A 19,830-nucleotide genomic window follows, 5' to 3' on the forward strand; every position below is an offset into this window, starting at 1 on the left:
ATATCGAAAATTAGAGTAATAATTCCTCTTAGAATTATTTCTTATTTTCACCTCGAATGAAATCCGCTGCCTTCTCCCCTATCATCATGGTAGGGGCATTGGTATTGCCACCGATCAGGGTAGGCATGATGGAGGCATCCACGATACGCAAGCCTGTCATGCCATGCACGCGTAATTGCGGGTCGACCACGGCCATGGCGTCCACACCCATCTTGCAAGTGCCTATGGGGTGATACACGGTGTCGCTGGTTTGGCGCAAGACGGCGCGTATCTCATCATCCGTATGCACATTGGCAGTCTGGAAGTCGCTGGTGCGCGCTGCCACCAGTGCTGGCGCATCCATCAGTTTGCGCGTCAGTTTGAAACCCTGGAGCATGGTTTCTATATCGTCCGGGTGTTCCAGGAAACGTGGGTTGATGAGAGGCGCTGCCAGAGGGTCTTTGCTGGCCAGTGTCACTTCACCTATGCTCTTGGGGCGCAACAAACACATATGGCAGGAATAGCCATGACCCAGATGCAGCTTGCGCGCATGGTCATCCAGCATCGCCAGGACGAAATGCAATTGTATGTCGGGCGCGCTCAGGCTGGGATCAGTTTTCAGGAAGCCGCCGCCTTCCGCACCATTGGAAGTCAGCAAGCCGCGTCGCTGTTTTTGATAACGCCAGAATTCCCTCACCATGCGCACACTGCCACCGGCTGAGACGCCCAGCAAATCCAGGCTCTTGGCGCGGTATTTGAAAACAAAGTCCGGATGGTCTTGCAAATTCTGCCCTACACCTGGCAAATCGTGCACCACTGGTATACCCATGTCTTGCAAGGCCTTGCCATCCCCCACGCCAGATAGCATCAGCAATTGCGGAGTCTGGAATGCACCCGCTGCCAATAAGACTTCCTTGCCTGCCTTCAGTGTCTTGAGCTGTCCACCCTGCTTGTATTCAACACCGATGGCGCGCTTGCCTTCAAACAATATGCGCGTCACATGGCAGCCAGTTTCCACTTGCAGATTATTGCGCTTGCCCAGATGCGGGTGCAGGTAGCCACGGGCGGCAGTCCAGCGTTCACCATTGTACTGGGTGACTTGGTAAATACCCACGCCTTCCTGCTCTTCACCGTTGAAATCCGTATTGATATTGAAGCCAGCCTGGCGGGCCGCTTCCAGGTAAATTTGCTGAAAGGGATTATCGCTGCGCAATTCACTGACATGCAGGGGGCCAGATTGCCCATGATAATGGCCGCCATGGGTCTGGTTGTTTTCTGACTTTTTGAAGTAAGGCAAGACTTCCTCAAAAGACCAGCCGGTATTGCCGAGTGCTGCCCACTGATCATAGTCTTGCCTGTGACCACGGATATACACCATGGCATTGAGGCCTGATGAGCCACCCAGCATCTTGCCACGCGGCTGGTAACCGCGCCTGCCATTCAGGCCGGGTTGCGGCAGGGTTTCAAAAGCCCAGTTATTCAGCTTGGTCGGCAACATCGCCACCACCCCCGCCGGGGTATTGACTACCCAGCTATCCCCCTTGCCACCGGATTCCAGTATGGTCACATGCAGATTAGGGTCTTCCGTCAGGCGGCCAGCCACGGCACAAGCGCCGGAACCGCCACCGACGACGATGTAGTCGGGTGCTTTGGTCATATTTGTCTCTTTGATATTTTAGTTTTTACAGTATTGCCGATTTTTTTGTTCGGGTGTAGCTTAAGATAGTAAATCTTCAGACTCCAGAACGTAAGGACAAATCCTGCCACGTTGCAGCCAAGGTGCAGATGAACAACAAGGTACTCTCAGTACAGGATGCAGTATTTCCGGCACACCCTTTCTCGGGTTTGCTGGCGATAGGCCGCGAGCGTGACTGGCGTCTGCAAGAGATCTTCCCTGCGCTGGGCCTGGATGTTGATGGGCTGGCACCCGAAGATGTGCGCGTCAGCTATACCCAGGCGCGCGAGAGTTTGCTGAAGGCGCGTCATCAGGGCGGTGCAGACCTGGGCATCTTGTCCGGTGCCCGCAAATCCCTGCCGGCACTTGGTGTCATGGCCAGTGGCATGCTGGCCCAGGCAAGCCTGGCTGAGGCCATGCATTTTGGTCTGGAATACCAGTTGATTGCTGGTGCCATGGTGCAATTGCAACTGGAGCAAGGTGAACACAGCTCGGTGCTGACAGCCCGTCCTTTGTTTGATGATAGTGAGCTGCAGGACTTTCTGGATGCTGACCACCTGGCAACGGCCATCAATGTCAGCCGTGCCCTGTGTGGTCCCGCATTGCAAATAGAAAGAGTGGAGTTGCGCGGCAACAGCAGGGCTAGCCGCGCTGTTGCAGAAGATTTTTTTTGCTGTCCCGTCATTTATGGCGCTGATGACAGTCGTCTCATCGTCAGCAACAATGTGCTCGCCACCCAGTTGATCAATCCTGATCCCGGGCTGGCTGCCGACAGTAAAATGCGCTGTGATGCAGAACTGGCAGCAGTCGGTTTGACGGGCAAACAAAGCCTGCTACACCAGCTGGTTGGCCTGCAATGTGAGTTTCATAGTGTGCCTGAACTGGCACAGGTGCTGGGTATCAGCGAGCGCTCCCTGCATCGCTTGCTGGCACGCGAAGGCTGTTCTTACTTCCAGATTGCAGAAAGCCTGCGCATGGAAAAGGCCAGGCATCTGTTGCGTAATACCAGCATCAGCCTGGACGATATTGCAGCGCAATTACACTATTCGGACAGCCGCAGTTTTCGCCGTGCATTCAAGCGGGCCGTGAACCTGACACCCTCAGAATTCAGGCAGCAGTATGAGAGCAGGACTGTTCAACGATAAACATCAAACTCAAACCAGAAAGTCGTTCCCTCTCCAGGAGCGCTGTTGAAACCGATTTGCCCATGCATTTTTTCCAGCATGGCCTTGGTGATGGATAAGCCCAGGCCAGTGCCACCTTTTTGCCGGGTATCGGTGCCATCGGCCTGGGTGAAGGGTTCAAACAAATGTTCTTGAAATTCAGGAGCGATGCCGGCACCCAGGTCACTGACTTCTACGCGGTAACGCGACTCTGTATTGACGATGCGCAGGACGACGGCTTCGCCCTCTTTGGAAAACTTGGCGGCATTGGAAATCAGGTTGGCCATGACTTGCATGAGCCTGTCATGGTCGGCCAGTATCCAGGCTTGTTTGGGATGCTGTTGCAGTTGCAGGCCAACCTTGAGTGAGGCCGCATAAGCCATATTCGATTCCAGCGAGCTTTTAACCAGGGCCACCAGGTCCACGGCTTCTGATTTGAAGATCATCTTGCCGCTGGCCAGTTTGTCCATGTCCAGAATATCATTAACCAGGGTGATGAGGCGCTTGCTGTTATTGTGGGCGATGCGTATCAGGTGCTCTGCCTGCCTGGGCAAGACCCCGCTGACGCCAGATTCCAGCAGGCTCAGCGAACCACGTATAGACGTCAGTGGCGTGCGCAATTCATGGCTGACGACAGAAATGAATTCTGTCTTCAGGCGATTCATGCGCAGCCTGTCGCTGATATCCATGGCAAAGGCCACCCAGTCACGCTCGGAGTTTTCCAGGTGGCTGAGACCCACCAGGATAGGGACACCGACATTTTCTCCTTGCTGCAACATGATTTCGAAGGGGGCGGTGGTGCCAGTCTGTATCAACTCCTTGTACGCCTGCTGGCAGATTTTCAAATCCTGTGGTGACAACAGGGTGTCCCAGACACTGGCTTGTGTCAGCAGGTAATTGCGGTCATAGCCGCTGAACTGGGTAAATACATCATTCACATCCAGTATCTGGCCTGATTCATTGCCCTGGATAATCCCGATCAGGCTGGAATTCATCAGCCTTTGCAGGCGTTGCTCACTGGTACGCAAGGCATCCAGGGTACTTCTTTGTTCTGTGACGTCCTCTATCATCCAGACTGCGCCACGGACATAGCTTTCTGTCGGCAAGGCACGCCCTGCCACACGGCCAGTGAAAGATTCGCCATTGTAGCGACGCAATTGCCATTCCAGTTCAACCAGTTCGTCAGCCTGCAAGCCGGGCACGACCTGGGCGCTAAAGGCTTGATAATCGTCCGGCCCCTGGTACAGGAAGGTGGTCTTCACCCCTATCATGGCCTGGGCATCGGGGAAGCGGCATAGTTCTGCCAATGCCTTGTTGGCCCTGACGATGAGACCGTCGCTGACAAACATGATACCTACTGGCGCATTGGTGATGAGGATTTCCAGTTCCCTGGCCAACTCCTTGTAGCGGTTCTTGTTGGCTTCTAGCAGCTCCTGGTTATGCCTCAGCATTTCCTCGGTTTGCTTGCGCTCGGTGATATCGATGTGCGTACCCACCATACGCAAGGGCTTGCCCTTGCTATCCCACTCGACGATGCTGCCCAAGGACATGATCCAGCGCCATTCACCCGCCCGGTTCCTTTGCCTGAACTCGGCGTGGTAATCCGCATTGCCCTGGGTGGTGGCATGGTTTTTATAGGCGCGCTTGAGATTGGCGACATCATCAGGATGCACACCGGTACCCCAGAAATAATCCCAGAAATGCTGGGGATTGTTAAAGTCTCCGGGTTCATAGCCCAACATCTGCAAATATTCGGCACTGAAGCTGCCTTCACCCGTTTGCAGGTTGATGTCATATAAACCCTGGTTCGAGGCTTTCATGACCAGGCGACGCTGGCGCTCGGCAGCCTGCAATCTTTGCTCTGTCAGCTTGCGTTCGGTATTGTCACTCAGGAAACCATGCCAGAGCACACTCCCATCATCGAGTTGCTCGGGAGTGGCGTCGCCAACCACCCAGCGGTCTTGCTGACCAGCAGAAACGATGCGGTATTCCTGATGCCAGGGGCTGAGTTCGGCGAAGGACTTGCGCACGGCCACTATCATCTTGGGCAAGTCTTCGGGATGGATTTTGGCAAACATGAAGCTGGCATCTTCACGTAATTGCTCAGGCTGGACGCCAAAAAATGCGACTACCGCATCGCTGGCATAGGGTAGGCAAAAACGGCCATCCGGATAACGCCGGAATTGATAAAACATGCCCGGCAGACAGCGTGAAAAATTTGATAACAAGGCATGGCTGCGCTGTAAAGCTGCCAGCTCGGTTTCTTCCGATGTGAGCTTGGCAGACATGGCAGGATCTTCAGACATGCTTGTTCATCTTGTATGCTTAGCGGTACAGTGCCGTGATTTCATCAAAGAAGTCGTAGACACCTTGCTCACTCATCTTGCGCGCATTCGACAATTCACCTCCCTTGGAGGCGTACAAGACCGTGTTATCCGGTCTTAGCAAGACGGCTGCTGGTATGCCTTTCTTGGTGGGGTTGCCATATAAATCCACCAATTCCTTGTTTTTATCAAACTGCCCTACATTCACCTTCACAGTGATGAACTTGCTGGCCAGCAGCGGCTCATTCTTGCCATGCATGGACTTATCCAGTTCCAGACAATCCTTGCACCAGTTGGCACCAAAAATGACCAGGACTTTTTTATCTGTCTTTTTGGCATCTGCCAGGGCCTTGTTGACAACAGCCTGGGCATCCGCAGCTTCATCATAGGCTTGTGGCGTGGCAGCGCTGGCCGAACTGATACCTGAAACCAGGCTGAATGCAAAAATAAGGGAAAGCAGTTTTTTCATCATCGTTCCATCAGAAAATTCAGGAAAAAAGCAGGAAATGCAGGATCGGTCTATCTTAGCTCAAACTACATCTGGCTGTAATTCCTTGTTGCGGCTAAAATCAATTTCGCTGTATGTATGTCCAGTTATATGTCGATTTCAGGATAAAATAAGGTATTAGCGTATAAGCATAAGAGCTTGCCAGGATTTTTTTGAAAAAAATTATTAATAGGGGCAGTGATTGCTCTTACGCAGCGACAGAAAAGTGCGATGCAGCCACGCTGCAAAGTGATGTATTTCCAGGCGATTTTTGATTACTATGAATAATAAACAACGCCGGATTGCCCATTTGGATATGGATGCTTTTTATGCATCTGTTGAGCTATTGCGATATCCAGAACTGCGGGGGCAGGCGGTGCTGATAGGAGGCGGCTCTGCGCATCGCCCTATACCCAAAGGCGATGGCACGCATGAGTTTTCACGGATAAAAGACTATGTCGGTCGCGGTGTTGCTACCACGTCGACTTATGCGGCGCGGGCACTGGGCATCTTTTCTGCCATGGGCATCATGAAGGCCGCCAAGCTGGCGCCGGATGTCTTTTTGCTGCCTACGGATTTTGAATCCTATCGTCACTACTCCCGGCTGTTTAAAGAAGCAGTAGGCAAGATTGCCCCCAAAATTGAAAATCGCGGCATAGATGAAATCTATCTCGACCTGTCAGATCATCCGCAGGAGACGCGCGCCCTGGCCAGCAGTTTGAAGCAGGCAGTCTTTGAGTCGACTGGTCTGACTTGCTCGATTTGTGTGGCACCCAATAAGCTGCTGGCAAAGATAGGCTCTGATCTGGAAAAGCCTGATGGCCTGACCATCCTGAATATGGAAGATGTGCCAACACGGATATGGCCCTTGGCCGTGAAAAAAGTGAATGGCATAGGCCCAAAATCAACCGAGCGCCTGGCTAGCCTGGGTATCAATACGGTTGGTGAACTGGCAAGTGCAGACCTGGGTTTGCTGCAAACCACTTTCGGCAGCAATTATGCTGGCTGGCTCTACAATGCGGCGCGTGGTATTGATGACAGGGAGATTTCCACCGAGTCAGAACCCAAGGTCATCAGCAGAGAAACCACATTTGACCGCGACCTGCATGCCGTTCATGACAGGGCGGTTTTGACAGATATTTTTACCGATCTCTGCACTCGCCTGGCGCGGGACTTAACAGTCAAGGGCTATCGCTGTAAAACCGTAGGTATCAAGATTCGCTACACCGATTTTCGTATCTCTACACGTGACATCACCATTCCTGTGGCGACAGCTGATCCCGCCATCATACGCAGGACGGCTGGTGAATGTCTGCGCAGAGTAGCCCTGGAAAACCGGTTTCGCTTGTTAGGTGTCAGGGCCAGTGCCCTGGTGAGAGAGGCGGATGTCAGCAATGAACGTCAGGTCAGCCAGGGTAGTTTGTTTGATGAAATCTAGCGGGCTGTCAGGGCTGGGCATTTTGCATTTGCTGGAAATACAGGTTTTCAATTTTCCTGAGATTGAGTTTCTCCAGGTAGGGATTGATGAGTTGCTGATATTTTAATCCACGCTCATTGCGCTGAAAGCAGATGTGCAGCGAAAAGTTGATGACTTCCCTGGGATGAAAAATTATGCTTTCCTGACTGCTCTTCAGACTGGGTTCTGTAATTAACAACTGTCGCAAGACATCCTTGCTGATGATGACCAGGTCGACACGCCCCGCCATCAGTTTGCGTAAATTGCTGATGTCTGAAGGTGCCACGTCAAGTTTCAATTGTTCTTTTTTAACCTGGGCATCAAATTCCTCGCCATTGGCATAATCTTGCACCACACCTATGGTCAGGCCCTTCAAGTCGGTATAATTTTTCCAGTCGAAATGCCGCTCTTTCAAGGCCGCCAGGCCTATGATGCTGTTACCCAAAGGCGCTGAAAAATAACAGGTTTTTTCCCTTTCCTTCAAATAAAAGGCAGGGAAGTATCCTGCATAGGATGGATCATTGAGCCCCAGCTGCACGGCGCGGCTCCAGGGCGTGTAACTGATATGCGTATCCATGCCCGCTTGCAGAGCTGCCGCTTTGACGATGACCGCAGTCAGCCCTTCGTCTGGCAGATGTGAACCCACATAGGGGGACCACTCCAGCGAGGCTAGTTGCATGACAGGTCGGTCAGCGGCAATAGACGATGCGCCTACCAGACTGGCAGCGAAGATAAACAGAAAACGGAACAACCGAATACTCATGGCATAGGGCTAGCTTTGATAAAAATTGAGTGTAGCGCAAGTATGTCGGGGCAATTTTAAGAGATAGTTACATGCTTGCTGCGTTCCAGTCGCTCACTGCCACCTGCTGCAATTGCTTCAAATGTATCGTCAAGCATGGTGAAAATATCCCAGTGATCAATCTGTTTTTGCAATGCGATGGCCTGGATAAGCGTTAATTCCAGTTCAGCTTCGCGCTTACCTTTCCATAATTTGTCGGCAGCAGCGACAGATAACTCTTCCAGGTTCAAGTCACCGTGTTGCCATTGTGCATGGCTGACACAGCACCGCGCGACTATCTTTTGTACCCCATGATCCAGTAGCATTTTTTCACCGACAGGCTCATGCAGGGAACCCGGGCCATCTAATTCATTGGGATGCAGGATTTTTCCGGCGTCATGGATGGCGACACCAAGGCGTATCAGATTTGCATCGAATTGCAAATCCATGTTTTCAAACTTTGAAATCAGTATTTCCGCTGCTTCGCCAACCAGTTTGACGTGAGTGAGCAGGCGTTCTGATGCGCCAAGTTGCGAAAGCAATTGGTAGGCTTCAGTAGTGGTGTTGAGCATCATGCGCGTTCGTGAAAACTAATAAAATAGGCTCGCACAGACTGATGTGCAAGCCTATTCCTTGTTGTATGACTATTTATTTGAAATCGCCAGCGAATACACGCAGGGTTTTTTCATAGCCCAGGTGTCTGGCCATGGCTTCTTTGACTTGCGCCACGGTTAGTGCCTGTATCTTTTTCTCTACTTCTGCACGGTATTGCATATTGCGGCCAAGGTAGAGATTGTTCGCCAGCGTTGGCGCCAATACGGCATCCTGACTGCGTTCCAGCTGATATTGCTGGATCAGGCTCTTTTTACCATCTTCCAGTTCTGCCTGTGTGAAACCTTCGGTCAGGGCGCGGGTAATTTCTTCGCGTATGCCGGTTTCCAGCTTGGCGCGGTTTTGCGGTGCATAAATAGCGCCTATGGAAAAATTGGCTACTTCATCCAGGGCAGAGGCATTGAAACCAGAACCACCACCATAGCTGATGCCGTCTTTTTGACGAATGCGGTTCAGTATGCGTGAGTTGGCGCTGCCACCCAGCAGGTAGTTACCCAAGACCAGCGCAGGGTAGTCAGGATGTTTGATACCCAACGGCAGTTGCATGCTGGCATAGAAGAAAGCGTTTGCCTTGTCCGGCGTGATGATTTTCTTGTCATCTGCCTTGGTGGCCTGGTAAGGGCGGGCAACACGGGTAAATTTTTTCTGCGTATTCCAGTCGCCAAAAGCAGCTTGTAATTCAGCTTTTACCTTGTTGACATCAAATTCACCCACCACAGCAATTTGTGCCTGGTCTGCCTGGTTGGCACCATAGAATTCTTTCCAGAATGCCTTGGCATCGGCCAGTTTGGCCGTTTTCAGGTAAGCAATTTGTTCATCGATGCTGCGGTAGTAGCGCGGGTCATCGCTGGAGTAAATGTTTTGGGCTTTTCTGCCAGCATCAACGGCGACTGATTGCGGTTCTTTGCGGGACTCTTCCAGTTGTGCAAGTTGTGAATTCAGCAGTTGTGTGAATTCAGCTTCATTGAAAGCAGGCTGGCGCAGGGAATCACGCACCAGTTCCAGTACACGTGGCAGATTGTCGCGTATGGTTTCTACCTGGATATTGGCCATCGTCGCATTACCATTGATTTGCAGCTTGGCTTTAAGCTTGTCGAGTTCTTCAGTAAATTGCTGATGGTTGAGTTTTTCTGTACCACGGCTGAGCATGGTCGCAGCCAGTTCGGCGGCACCGGCTTTGCCTTTCAAACTGTTTTCATCACCCAGGTTGATATGCATGGACAGCACGACAGTATTGCCACGCGTGGTCTTGGGCAACAGCGCATACTTCATGCCATTGCTGAGTGCACCTGACACAGTGCGTTTGTCGATGTTGTCGGCAGAGGCGACGAAGTTTTCTGCCTGAGCGATGGCCACGCCAGGTTTAAATTGCTTGATTTGCTCATCCACTGCAACTTTGGCAGGGGCCGGGCTACGGTCAGGTTTTTCAGTAGGGATAAAACTGCCCGAGGTGCGGTTGCTGGATTTCAGCCAGGTAGTGGCAACGCGTTGTACATCATCTACCTTGAGCGCCTTGACGCGGTCACGGAACAGGAAAAACAAACGCCAGTCACCAGAGGCGATGTTTTCAGACAGGGATACGGCAAATTTTTCCTGGTCATTGAAAACCTGGGCAATATCTGAATCGAGCTTGGCCTTGGCACGTGCCAGTTCCGCCTCGGTGACTGGTGATTTTTCAAAGTTTTCTATAGTGTCGAGCAATATCTTTTTAGCTTCCTGCAGGTTTTGCTCCGTACGCAAATTGGCACCCAGCATCAGGAAACCTGGTTCTTCGAGATTGGCGGCCCAGGGGAAGACATCGGCCACTTTTTTGGTTTCGACCAGGGCTTTATACAGGCGACCATTTGGTGTATCACCCAGTATCAATGCCAGTGCCTCAGTCGCGGCATAATCAGGGTGGGCAGCAGGCACGGTGTGATACAAGGCCGCGATGGCTTGCGAATCACCAACACGGCGCACGATCACGTCACGCTCACCATCTTGCACAGGGTCTAAAGTATACGTAGGGTCCAGTGTGCGTTTAGGTTTTGGGATTTTGCCAAACTGGGTGGCAATCAATTGCAGGGCCTGTTTAACATCAAACGCACCAGCCACGATCAGGGTGGCATTGTCAGGCTGGTAGTATTTACGCCAGAAGGCTTGCAGGTGCGGGATGTTGACGTTTTCCACGTCGGTGCGTGCGCCTATGGTGTCCTTGCCATAGTTATGCCATTGATGGGCACTCGACAGGATGCGCTGCATGAGGATGCCAGTACCGGAATTCTCATTTTTTTCCATCTCATTGCGCACGACAGAAAACTCCGTTTTCAAGTCTTCGCCAGAAATGCGGGAATTGACCATGCGGTCAGCTTCCATGCTGATGGCCCAGGCCAGGGTCTCAGGCTTGGCGGCAAAGGTTTCATAGTAATTGGTGCGGTCCAGCCAGGTTGTGCCATTGAATTGCACGCCACGTTGTGACATTTCTTCCCACAGGCGTGGGTGGGCTTTACTACCCTTGAACATCAGGTGTTCCAGCAAATGCGCCATGCCGGTTTCGCCATAGTTTTCGTGGCGGGAACCAACCCGGTAAGTGATATTTACTGTGGTGGTAGGTTTGCTGGCATCTTGTACCAGCAAAACGCGCATGCCATTTGCTAACTGATACTCATCTATACCTTCTATCTGACGCACAAACTGCATACCCGCAGGCAGCACAGCTTTGGCTGTCGTTGTGTTTTCCGCCGCGATGGCAGGCGGGAGATGGACCAGAGTAGTAAAAGCCAATGCCAGTGACAGACTTAAGCTGCTGAGTTGCATGCGCGAAGATTTCATGTAGCGACCTTTATGTAAGTAGTAAATACAAAACAATGTGTGCAAAATAGGGAATGGCAGTGCAGTAAACAATTGCAGATGCAGCCATGACACTGACCAGCAAAGTGAAGATCTGGTTCAAATGTAAAGCAGCCAAGCTTAGTATAAACGCAACAAAGAAAGCAACTAGTGCAAATAAAAATACCAATGCACACGAATGGGGGATGAGAGAACAATGGAGAACTTGGCGCGCCAGACACGAATCGAACGTGCGACCCCAGCCTTCGGAGGGCTGTACTCTATCCAACTGAGCTACTGGCGCGTGGGATTATGCATAGATATGCATAAGTCTTACAGAAGTAATGCAAGGGCAACATTTTAACTCAGTTTCCTGCGGAGCTTGCGCTAGAAAGCGAGGAATTTGTCGTTAATGCGGACAGATTTTCCTTATTCTTGGCCCGCGCAGCCCGCTTTTCATTCCAAACATGGCGCTTTCGCACTATAATCCCAAGCTTTGGCAATGCGATGATGAGTTGCCGAGCTGCACAGACTGAAGATTTCTGTACCTAAATTATTTGCATTGAGGAAACCATGAGCGACGCGCACGACGAACACGAATCAGCGATCAAGACCCCTAAGCAACTTATCATTGCAGTTCTCGCCGGATTCCTGGTCCCCATTATCGCCATTGTCTTGCTGGTACAGTATGTATCGAATGACAAAAAAGTCGGCGCAGGTTCTTCTGCCCTGACAGCTGAGGCAGTTGCTGCACGTATCAGCCCGGTTGCTGATCAGGGTTTCAATTTCAAGGATGCCAGCGGCCCTAAAACCTTGCAGTCTGGCGAAGCGGTTTATAAAACCATTTGCGCGGCTTGCCATGATAGTGGTGCAGCAGGCTCACCAAAGTTCGGCGATGCTGCCGCTTGGGGACCCCGTATTGCACAAGGCTATGACAAAGTAGTTGCGAATGCGATTGGCGGCTTGCGTGCCATGCCAGCTAAAGGTGGCAATCCTGATCTGGATGATATTGAAGTCGCCCGTGCTGTGGTTCACATGGCAAACGCCGGTGGTGCGAAATTCAAGGAACCTGAAGTCAAGGCCCAGGCAGCAGCGTCTGCAGAGGCATCTGCAAAATAAAGCACCTGATTAAGGTAAAAAAAACCCCGGTGCGCCGGGGTTTTTTTGTTTTATGCGCTCAGTTTTTATCGCAAGACATAGACCAGTCTTTACATCTTCAGCATAAATATGATTTGAGCAAGCGACTCTTCCATCAGCATTTGCACAAATTAAGTGCACTTTTTTGATAAAATCATTCCCCCGATAAAAATTATCAATAAAATAATATTCCTGAAAATAATAATTGTAGGAAATGTTTCTACAAAAAAATTTTTATTTTTAAGGAACCTTCTGCACGATCAATCAGTCTGAACAGCACGTATTGCTACGCGCCTACTCTGCCAAGAGGTAGATTTGTTGTTTTTTTACAGCACTTATTCTATCCATATTGACAATAGAATCTCTTCAATGTTTTCATGCTGCAGTGAATTATTTGAAATAAAATTTTCACAATTTACTGTCATAGGAAAATAAATTTTCATTATTTTTGGCGGTTCGGCAAAGACTCTTTGCCTGTTACAAATCTTGTTAAGAACATAAAAGTATTGGAGCGCATAGTGATAAAAGAGAAAAAGATTTCGAGATCAGTAAGACTGATCTGTTCTAGTGGCCTGTTGTTGAGCGTGGGTATGCTGGCCCAGCCAACTTTCGCCCAGGATGGTGTACAGAAGGTTGAAATTACCGGTTCCAGTATCAAGCGTACTGAAACTGAGGGTGTTGCAACGACCCAGGTTTTGAGCCGTAAAGACATAGAACAAACAGGCAAGACTTCCATCGCTGACGTAGTCCGCAGTATCTCTGCAGATAACAACGGTAGTATCAGTGGTTCTTCCACGAATGGTTTTGCTGGTAGTGCTTCTGGCGTTTCCCTGCGTGGCTTGAGCGTCAGCTCTACGCTGGTGCTGATCAATGGTCGCCGTACCGCACCTTATGGTTTTGGTGATGATGGTCAACGCAGCTTTGTTGATTTGAATTCCATTCCTCTGGATGCAGTTGATCGCATAGAAATCCTGAAAGATGGCGCATCAGCAATTTACGGTTCCGACGCTATCGCTGGCGTCGTTAACGTCATCTTGCGTCAAAACTATGTAGGCCAGTCTGTTTCTGCAAACATCGGCCAGTCTTCCCGTGGCGACGGTCGCGTTACCAGTGCTTCTGCAGCAATCGGTTTTGGTAATCTGCAACAAGACAAATACAATGTGTTTTTGACGATTGATGCCAAGAAACAAGAAGCAATCTGGTCCAAAGACCGTGATGACTATCTGGGCCAGGCTGATGCACGTCCGTGGGGTGGCCGTGATCAACGCGCTGGTTTCATCACTGGCGGAAATGTTGGCGGCACTAATTTCCTGGGCACAGTGCGTCCTGTAAGTGCTACAGGCGCAGCTATCCCGGGTCGTGGCATCCAGCAATTGAAGGGCACTTGCGATCCTAAAAACCTCGACCCTGCAGGTGGTAATAATCACGACAATGCAGGCGGCGGTTGCTTGTGGGATCCTATCCAGTATCAATCCGTACAACCAGAAACAGATAACCTCAATCTGTACGGCCGTGCCACGTTTGCTATCAATGACCAGACTACTGCATATACAGAACTGGGCTTGTTCAAAAACAGGGCGAAAACCCTGACAACGCCTTCTGCTTTAACAGGTACAGGTTTTGACCTCTTGCATTCCCGTGTCAACAATACTGGTACTGGTCCAGATCAGTTGCTGTTGCCTATTGGCCATCCTGACAATCCTTTTGCTGACGCCCGTGCGCGTCCACGTTGGGCAGATCCATCCCGTCCTCGTACTGCAGATCTGGAAACGACAGTGACCCGTTTCCTGGCTGGTGTGAAGGGTACAGTAGCTGAATGGGATTATGATGCTGGTTTCCTGTATGCAGAAAGCAAAACTGACAGGACACAAAATGGCTACTATCGCCAATCTGCTTTGAAAGCAGCAGCCGCCAATGGCAGTTTCCGTATTGGTCAGAACGTGGTGAACAAGCCAGAAGTGATGGCTCTGGTTTCTCCAACTTTGTATAACTCTGGCGTCACCAAGAGCTCATCGGTAGATTTCAAGGCTACCCGTGAATTGATGCAATTGCCTGGTGGCGCATTGGGTATTGCGATTGGTGCTGAGTACCGCAAAGAAGATACCAATAGTGAAGCTACTCCTTACACTATCGACAATGACATCGCTGGCCTGGGTTATTCTGCCGCCAAAGGTTCACGCAATGTCTCCGCGCTGTACACAGAGTTAGCTATTCCTGTGCTGAAATCTCTGGAATTCCAGGTAGCTGCACGTACCGACAAATACTCGGATTACGGCCGCTCCACTACACCTAAAGTCGGTTTCAAATTTACACCGAATAATGCGGTGGCGTTCCGTGGTACTTATGCCGAAGGTTTCCGTGCTCCTAGCGCGGCAGAGAATGGTGATAGTGCAGTAGCTGGCTTTACCAATATTGCTGGCGATCCGATTCGCTGCCCAGTAACAAAACTGGCTGCAGATTGTTCAACGCTGAGTGTTGGTGCTGTCACTGTTGGCAACAAAAACATCAAACCAGAAACTTCCAAGAGCTATAGTCTTGGCGTGGTTGTAGAACCTGTCAAGAATTTCAGTATCTCGCTGGACTGGTGGAAAATTGTCCGTGATGGCGAAATCAGCGGTTCTGACCCAGGTGCGATTGTCAACAATCCTGCTGGCTACCCAGATGCGCAAATCGTTCGTAACGAGCCAACAACCGATTTCCCTGGTTTGGCAGGTCCTATCTTGCTGGTGAAAGCACCTTATCTGAATGCAGGTAAGACGACTACTTCCGGTCTGGATCTGGACATGCGCTATAAATATGACCTGGGGGCAAATGGCAAGATCAATACTGGCCTGGTCGTGACTTACATAGACAAATTCACCAAGGTTGATGCTGCTGGTACTGTTTTTGAATACGCAGGTACACATGGCGATACCAACTTGTCTGCCAACGGCGGTACACCACGTACTAAAATCAGCTACAGCCTGGGTTGGGAACGTGGCCCTTGGACACTGAACGGCAATGTCAATTATGTATCCAGTATCAGTGACACCAATCAAATTGGTGGTGACTGCCTGGATAAGGATACTGATGGCAAAGCTTACCTTGGATGCCGTATTGCTGCCTTCACGACTGTAGATATCTTCGGAAAATGGAAAATGTCTAAAAACCTGGAGTTCACCGCATCGATCACTAATCTGTTCGACAAGATGGCACCACTTGATGTCCAGACCTATGGCCGCATCAATTACAACCCATCCTTGCATCAATCAGGAGCAGTTGGCCGTTACTTCAATCTTGGTGCACGCTACACATTCTAATGTGATGTTGTAATGGCAAAATCTGAAGAATTTGATGCAAGGAAACTATCGTCCCTGCCTCTGTGACTTCAGGATAGTTTGCAATTAAAAAAACCCGTAAGCATGCTTACGGGTTTTTTTTGTCTCATTTTTTGACCCAAATCAAATACCCAGCAACAGAAAAGGCATACGGCGCGTTGTCAGGAGGATTTCCCAGGATACATGAGCTTTGTCTCTTTAAAGATACAAAAAATCTCATGTTTAAAAAATTAAACAGGTTTTTCAAAAGCCGTGAATCCTGAAAAACGGCGCAAAACAGTCGAAAATTTTTTATGGAAAAATGCAATAAAAGCAAAATAATTAATTACAGGTATTAGTCATTCCTTATTTTTTTCCAAAAAAAACACAAATAATCATTCTTGCAACTGAAATACGCTGCTATAAAATTTTGCGAGAGCCAGTCTGGAGTGAATTAAATCGATAATTCCCGATTTTTATCGCGCCAATAAAAATTTAATGACGCGTCGAACTTAAGCTTCAAAAAGATTCTTTTATGAATTAATCTGGCTCAAAAAAATAACTGAAAATCGATTGAAAATATAAAAAAAACAATCTTGACTTCATTAATTGCAAATGGTTCCATGCAATACGAGTATTTTTTTGATAGGAAAATTTACATACTGTTTCAGTAAAAATTGCTCAAATTTTTTGCAATTTTCATGAAATCGGAATTCATTATGAAAATTTCTTCGGCAGGAAATATTTGTAAAGTGCATTAGCAATGGATAACAAAAATAGACTTGAGATTGATGGCTGACAGTGAAGTAAGAAGATGCCATCCCTCATTTCATTGCATCGCTAAGCCAGCAGGGAGAAGTGGCACGGGATAAGTGGGTTGAAGGCAAATTCCGTGTTGTGTTGCATTGGAATAATACTTAGGAAAACATATGTCAAAAAATAGTTTGGTATTTAAAAAGACACTGGTTGCCCGTGCGCTGATGCTCGCGTTTGGTGCCGGTGTAATGACAGTTGGCTATCAAGCCGACGTAATGGCGCAATCAAACACAACTGGTACGATTTCAGGCACAGTCACGATGAAGGCGAATACCAGCGTCTCCGTGGTCGGCGTTGACAATGGTGTCAAGCGCGTTATCACCCCTGACGCCAATGGTCAATTCCGTTTGACTTCAGTGCCTACCGGTAACTACAAAGTATCTCTGTTGGAAGGTAGTTCCGTGGTGGGTGTCCAGGACCTCGAGGTCCGTATCGGACAGGACAGTGTAGCGACTTTTGGTACACAGGTTGTGCAAATTACACAACGTGCCAAGGCTATTGATATTAAGAGCTCTAATTCGGGCTCTTCCTTCACTGCAAAAGAACTGGCGGTCATCCCTATCGCTCCTGCAGTTGCGAACATCGTTCAGTTGGCTGGTGGTACTACGCGTGGTGATTCACGTTTCGGCAATAACGCCGCCAGCTTTGGTGGTTCGAGCGCGGCAGAAAATGCAGCCTATATCAACGGTTTCCCTGTCACCAGCAGTCTGTATCAAGTTGGTTATTCTTCCCTGCCTTTCGGTTCTATCGCTGAAGCCCAGGTTATTACTGGTGGCTACGGAGCCGAATTTGGCCGTTCGACTGGTGGTGTGGTAAACATTACGACCAAGAGTGGAACAAACAACTGGGAAGTGGGTGTTGGTTTTACTTATGCGCCAAACAGTTTGCGCTCTAAAGCAAAAGACATCATGTACCCTAACACTGGTGCCGCCCGTAATGCAGGAACTGATGGTACGATATTCAACTACAAAGCTGGCGATAGCGTAGATGAAAAAGTCTACAACGTGTCGATTGGCGGTCCTATCATCAAAGACAAGTTGTTCATGTACTTTGCTGCTGAATCTACACAAAAAGATACGCAGACCGCCCGACTGTCGGCGGCCAATACCACCAATAACAAACTGGGCTGGCTGGAACAACATTCCGAAGTCCCACGTTATCTGGGTAAGCTGGACTGGAACATCACTGATGACCACCATCTGGAATACACCCGTATTGGCGATGAATCCAAAGTCGAAGACAGATACTATGGCTTTGATTACGCGACTAAACAACGTGGTTATACACAATATGGTGGCGCCACATTCAAGAACTATGCTTCCGGCTTGTTATTCCTTAACGCCAACGGCGCAGCCTTGCAGGCTCCACAAGGTGCCAACATCGATATCCTGAAATACACCGGATATCTGACAGATAATCTGACCGTCTTGGCATTGGTTGGTCAGTCCAAAGTTGACCATACACAAAGCCCATTTGGTTACATTCCAGGTGTGAAGCCTTTCACGGCAGGTGACGCGAATCGTGCTCCTGGGGTTAACTATAATGTGTCTGATCCACAGACATTTGCAGGCAGCTTACTGCGTGATAATGCTAGCGATACCAATAAAGGCTATCGTATCGATCTGGAATATAAAGCCGCTAAAGAGCATACAATCCGCGCTGGTCTGGATTACAACAAGATCAATTCGGTTGCTGGTAGCCAGGCTGCTGGTGGTGGTAACTGGACATATCTGCGTGCAACAGATCCGAATGCGGTGTTGTCCGGTCATCTTATTTCCCCGGCAGCAGGTGGCGGCTATGGTACACAAGGCTACTATGTTGATTTGAATTTGCAATCTACCGGTTCTACGCCTTCAGTCAAACAGTCTGCGCTGTATATCGAAGACCGTTATCAAGTGACTAAAGACGTTTTGGTGACCCTGGGTTTGCGTAGCGAAAGCTTCTCCAACCAAAACGAAGTTGGCACGACTTTTGTAGAACAAAAAAATCAGATCGCTCCACGCCTGGCAGCAGCATGGGACGTCAATGGTGATGGTTCATTGAAAGTATTTGGTACAGCTGGTCGTTACCACTTGCCATTGCCTACTAACCTGGCTGTACGTTTTGCCGGTGCTTCTCTGAATACGGATCAGTTCTTCACTTATACAGGAGTGGATCCTAAGACAGGTGCGCCTTTGGGCCTGAACAAGATCAGTAATGTGGTTTCTGCCAACTCTGAATTTGGTCAACCTAAAGTTGCCAATGAATTGGCTTCCACTAATTTGAAGGCTCACTATCAGGATGAGTTGAACATCGGCTTTGAGAAAGCACTGACTCCAGAATTAAATGGTGGTGTGAAATTTACTTATCGTAAATTGAAAAATACGATCGACGATTACTCTGATACACGGGCGATTCTGAAAAAACTGAGTGCTGCTGATGTGGCGACTTACAATGCCGCTGGTCTGGGCTGGAATGGTGCCTTGTTCAATCCTGGTCAAGATGCCACATTCGTCTTCCCGTTGGGTAATGGTCAGCAACGTGTTGTTTCTGTTACTGCTGCAGAAATGGGCTTCCAGGAAGGACCGAAGCGTGAATATACAGCTTTGGAATTCATGCTGGAACATCCAATGCGTAACAGCTGGTATGGTAAATTCAACTATACCTGGTCACGCAGCGAAGGTAACCAGGAAGGTCTGACCAAGTCTGACAATGCGCAGTCTGACGTTGGTAACAGCTCTCTGTGGGACTTCCCAGAAACCATGCTCAACAGCAGTGGCTTGTTGCCGAATGATCGTACACACCAGTTCAAGGCTTACGGTTTGTATGAAATCAATCAGGAATTTGCAATCGGTGGCAACGTGCTTGTAGCTTCTGGTCGTCCAAAATCCTTCACTTGCAATATTCCATCGGCATTGGATCAGCAAGGTCTGGGCTTGAATCAGTACGGTTCCATCTTCTATCTGTGCCCAGCCGGTGTTCCAAATGGTCGTGGTGCAGCTGGCCGCTTGCCATGGGATACTCGTCTGGATCTGAACTTCATGTATAAGCCAAGTATGGTAAAAGGCTTGTTACTGAAGATGGACATCCTGAACGTATTCAACCGTCAAGTAGTTCAGTCTATAGACGAAGGTTACAATGTCAGGTTGGCGGGCGATGCAATCAGCCCAACAGCTGGCCAGGAATTGTCTTACACAGCTCCACGTTCTATCCGTCTGTCAGTACAATACAATCATAAGTTCTGATTTGGTGTAGTTCAAAAAAACCCGCAAGCGCAAGCTTGCGGGTTTTTTTTGGTTTGCGTAGTCTTAGAGGGG

Annotated in this window: 11 protein-coding genes and 1 tRNA gene; 5 read left to right on the forward strand and 7 right to left on the reverse strand. The window is 49.4% G+C overall.

The features are described from left to right. Window positions 1-34: 34 nt before the first annotated feature. Window positions 35-1,636, reverse strand: a complete 1,602-nt coding sequence (locus tag ACO0LC_RS01515) for a GMC family oxidoreductase (RefSeq protein ID WP_422999922.1) — start codon at window positions 1,634-1,636, stop codon at window positions 35-37. Window positions 1,637-1,764: 128 nt separating this feature from the next. Here ACO0LC_RS01515 and ACO0LC_RS01520 point away from each other — a divergent pair, with 128 nt between their 5' ends. Then, the gene (locus ACO0LC_RS01520) at window positions 1,765-2,799 is read left to right on the forward strand and encodes an AraC family transcriptional regulator ligand-binding domain-containing protein (protein WP_422999924.1); all 1,035 of its coding nucleotides are present in this window, start codon (window positions 1,765-1,767) and stop codon (window positions 2,797-2,799) included. On the opposite strand, the gene ACO0LC_RS01525 is transcribed toward ACO0LC_RS01520, so the two are convergent. Beyond that, entirely contained in the window at window positions 2,790-5,123 is a 2,334-nt protein-coding gene (locus ACO0LC_RS01525) for a PAS domain-containing protein (protein ID WP_422999926.1), read from the reverse strand. The genes ACO0LC_RS01520 and ACO0LC_RS01525 overlap by 10 nt on opposite strands. A gap of 19 nt (window positions 5,124-5,142) precedes the next feature. Continuing rightward, entirely contained in the window at window positions 5,143-5,610 is a 468-nt protein-coding gene (locus tag ACO0LC_RS01530) for a thioredoxin family protein (protein WP_422999928.1), read from the reverse strand. A 298-nt stretch (window positions 5,611-5,908) separates the two neighbouring features. Between ACO0LC_RS01530 and dinB the strand changes: the two genes are divergently transcribed. After that, on the forward strand, window positions 5,909-7,066 hold the full coding sequence (gene dinB / locus ACO0LC_RS01535; RefSeq protein WP_422999930.1) for a DNA polymerase IV: 1,158 nt from the start codon (window positions 5,909-5,911) through the stop codon (window positions 7,064-7,066). 7 nt (window positions 7,067-7,073) lie between these two features. Here the strand turns inward: dinB and ACO0LC_RS01540 are convergent, their stop codons facing one another. The 4 genes from ACO0LC_RS01540 to ACO0LC_RS01555 form a co-directional block, all read right to left on the reverse strand. Next, the gene (locus ACO0LC_RS01540) at window positions 7,074-7,847 is read right to left on the reverse strand and encodes a substrate-binding periplasmic protein (RefSeq protein WP_422999932.1); all 774 of its coding nucleotides are present in this window, start codon (window positions 7,845-7,847) and stop codon (window positions 7,074-7,076) included. A 56-nt stretch (window positions 7,848-7,903) separates the two neighbouring features. After that, complete coding sequence (locus ACO0LC_RS01545; RefSeq protein ID WP_422999934.1) at window positions 7,904-8,440, reverse strand: HD domain-containing protein; 537 nt, start codon at window positions 8,438-8,440, stop codon at window positions 7,904-7,906. Between the two features lie 73 nt (window positions 8,441-8,513). After that, on the reverse strand, window positions 8,514-11,288 hold the full coding sequence (locus tag ACO0LC_RS01550; RefSeq protein ID WP_422999936.1) for a M16 family metallopeptidase: 2,775 nt from the start codon (window positions 11,286-11,288) through the stop codon (window positions 8,514-8,516). Between the two features lie 224 nt (window positions 11,289-11,512). Further along, window positions 11,513-11,589, reverse strand: a tRNA-Arg gene (locus ACO0LC_RS01555). Window positions 11,590-11,858: 269 nt separating this feature from the next. On the opposite strand from ACO0LC_RS01555, the gene ACO0LC_RS01560 reads away from it, so the two are divergent. The 3 genes from ACO0LC_RS01560 to ACO0LC_RS01570 all read left to right on the forward strand — a co-directional run bounded on the left by ACO0LC_RS01560 (window position 11,859) and on the right by ACO0LC_RS01570 (window position 19,758). Further along, window positions 11,859-12,404 carry a c-type cytochrome gene (locus tag ACO0LC_RS01560; protein WP_422999938.1) on the forward strand — a complete coding sequence of 182 codons (546 nt, stop codon included), beginning with the start codon at window positions 11,859-11,861 and terminating at the stop codon, window positions 12,402-12,404. A 536-nt stretch (window positions 12,405-12,940) separates the two neighbouring features. Continuing rightward, window positions 12,941-15,721 carry a TonB-dependent receptor gene (locus tag ACO0LC_RS01565; RefSeq protein WP_422999940.1) on the forward strand — a complete coding sequence of 927 codons (2,781 nt, stop codon included), beginning with the start codon at window positions 12,941-12,943 and terminating at the stop codon, window positions 15,719-15,721. A 926-nt stretch (window positions 15,722-16,647) separates the two neighbouring features. Continuing rightward, window positions 16,648-19,758: a TonB-dependent receptor gene (locus tag ACO0LC_RS01570; protein ID WP_422999942.1), complete on the forward strand. Its 3,111-nt coding sequence runs from the start codon at window positions 16,648-16,650 to the stop codon at window positions 19,756-19,758. The last annotated feature ends 72 nt before the right edge of the window (window positions 19,759-19,830 follow it).

The organism is Undibacterium sp. JH2W (assembly GCF_049340425.1).
Taxonomy (GTDB): domain Bacteria; phylum Pseudomonadota; class Gammaproteobacteria; order Burkholderiales; family Burkholderiaceae_D; genus Undibacterium.

What these genes read in the sequence shown, in the direction of transcription:
- ACO0LC_RS01515 (WP_422999922.1), bottom strand. Translation starts at nt 1,636, where the DNA reads ATGACCAAAGCACCCGACTACATCGTCGTCGGTGGCGGTTCCGGCGCT.
- dinB (WP_422999930.1), top strand. Translation starts at nt 5,909, where the DNA reads ATGAATAATAAACAACGCCGGATTGCCCATTTGGATATGGATGCTTTT.
- ACO0LC_RS01540 (WP_422999932.1), bottom strand. Translation starts at nt 7,847, where the DNA reads ATGAGTATTCGGTTGTTCCGTTTTCTGTTTATCTTCGCTGCCAGTCTG.
- ACO0LC_RS01545 (WP_422999934.1), bottom strand. Translation starts at nt 8,440, where the DNA reads ATGATGCTCAACACCACTACTGAAGCCTACCAATTGCTTTCGCAACTT.
- ACO0LC_RS01560 (WP_422999938.1), top strand. Translation starts at nt 11,859, where the DNA reads ATGAGCGACGCGCACGACGAACACGAATCAGCGATCAAGACCCCTAAG.
- ACO0LC_RS01525 (WP_422999926.1), bottom strand. Translation starts at nt 5,123, where the DNA reads ATGTCTGAAGATCCTGCCATGTCTGCCAAGCTCACATCGGAAGAAACC.
- ACO0LC_RS01570 (WP_422999942.1), top strand. Translation starts at nt 16,648, where the DNA reads ATGTCAAAAAATAGTTTGGTATTTAAAAAGACACTGGTTGCCCGTGCG.
- ACO0LC_RS01550 (WP_422999936.1), bottom strand. Translation starts at nt 11,288, where the DNA reads ATGAAATCTTCGCGCATGCAACTCAGCAGCTTAAGTCTGTCACTGGCA.
- ACO0LC_RS01520 (WP_422999924.1), top strand. Translation starts at nt 1,765, where the DNA reads ATGAACAACAAGGTACTCTCAGTACAGGATGCAGTATTTCCGGCACAC.
- ACO0LC_RS01530 (WP_422999928.1), bottom strand. Translation starts at nt 5,610, where the DNA reads ATGAAAAAACTGCTTTCCCTTATTTTTGCATTCAGCCTGGTTTCAGGT.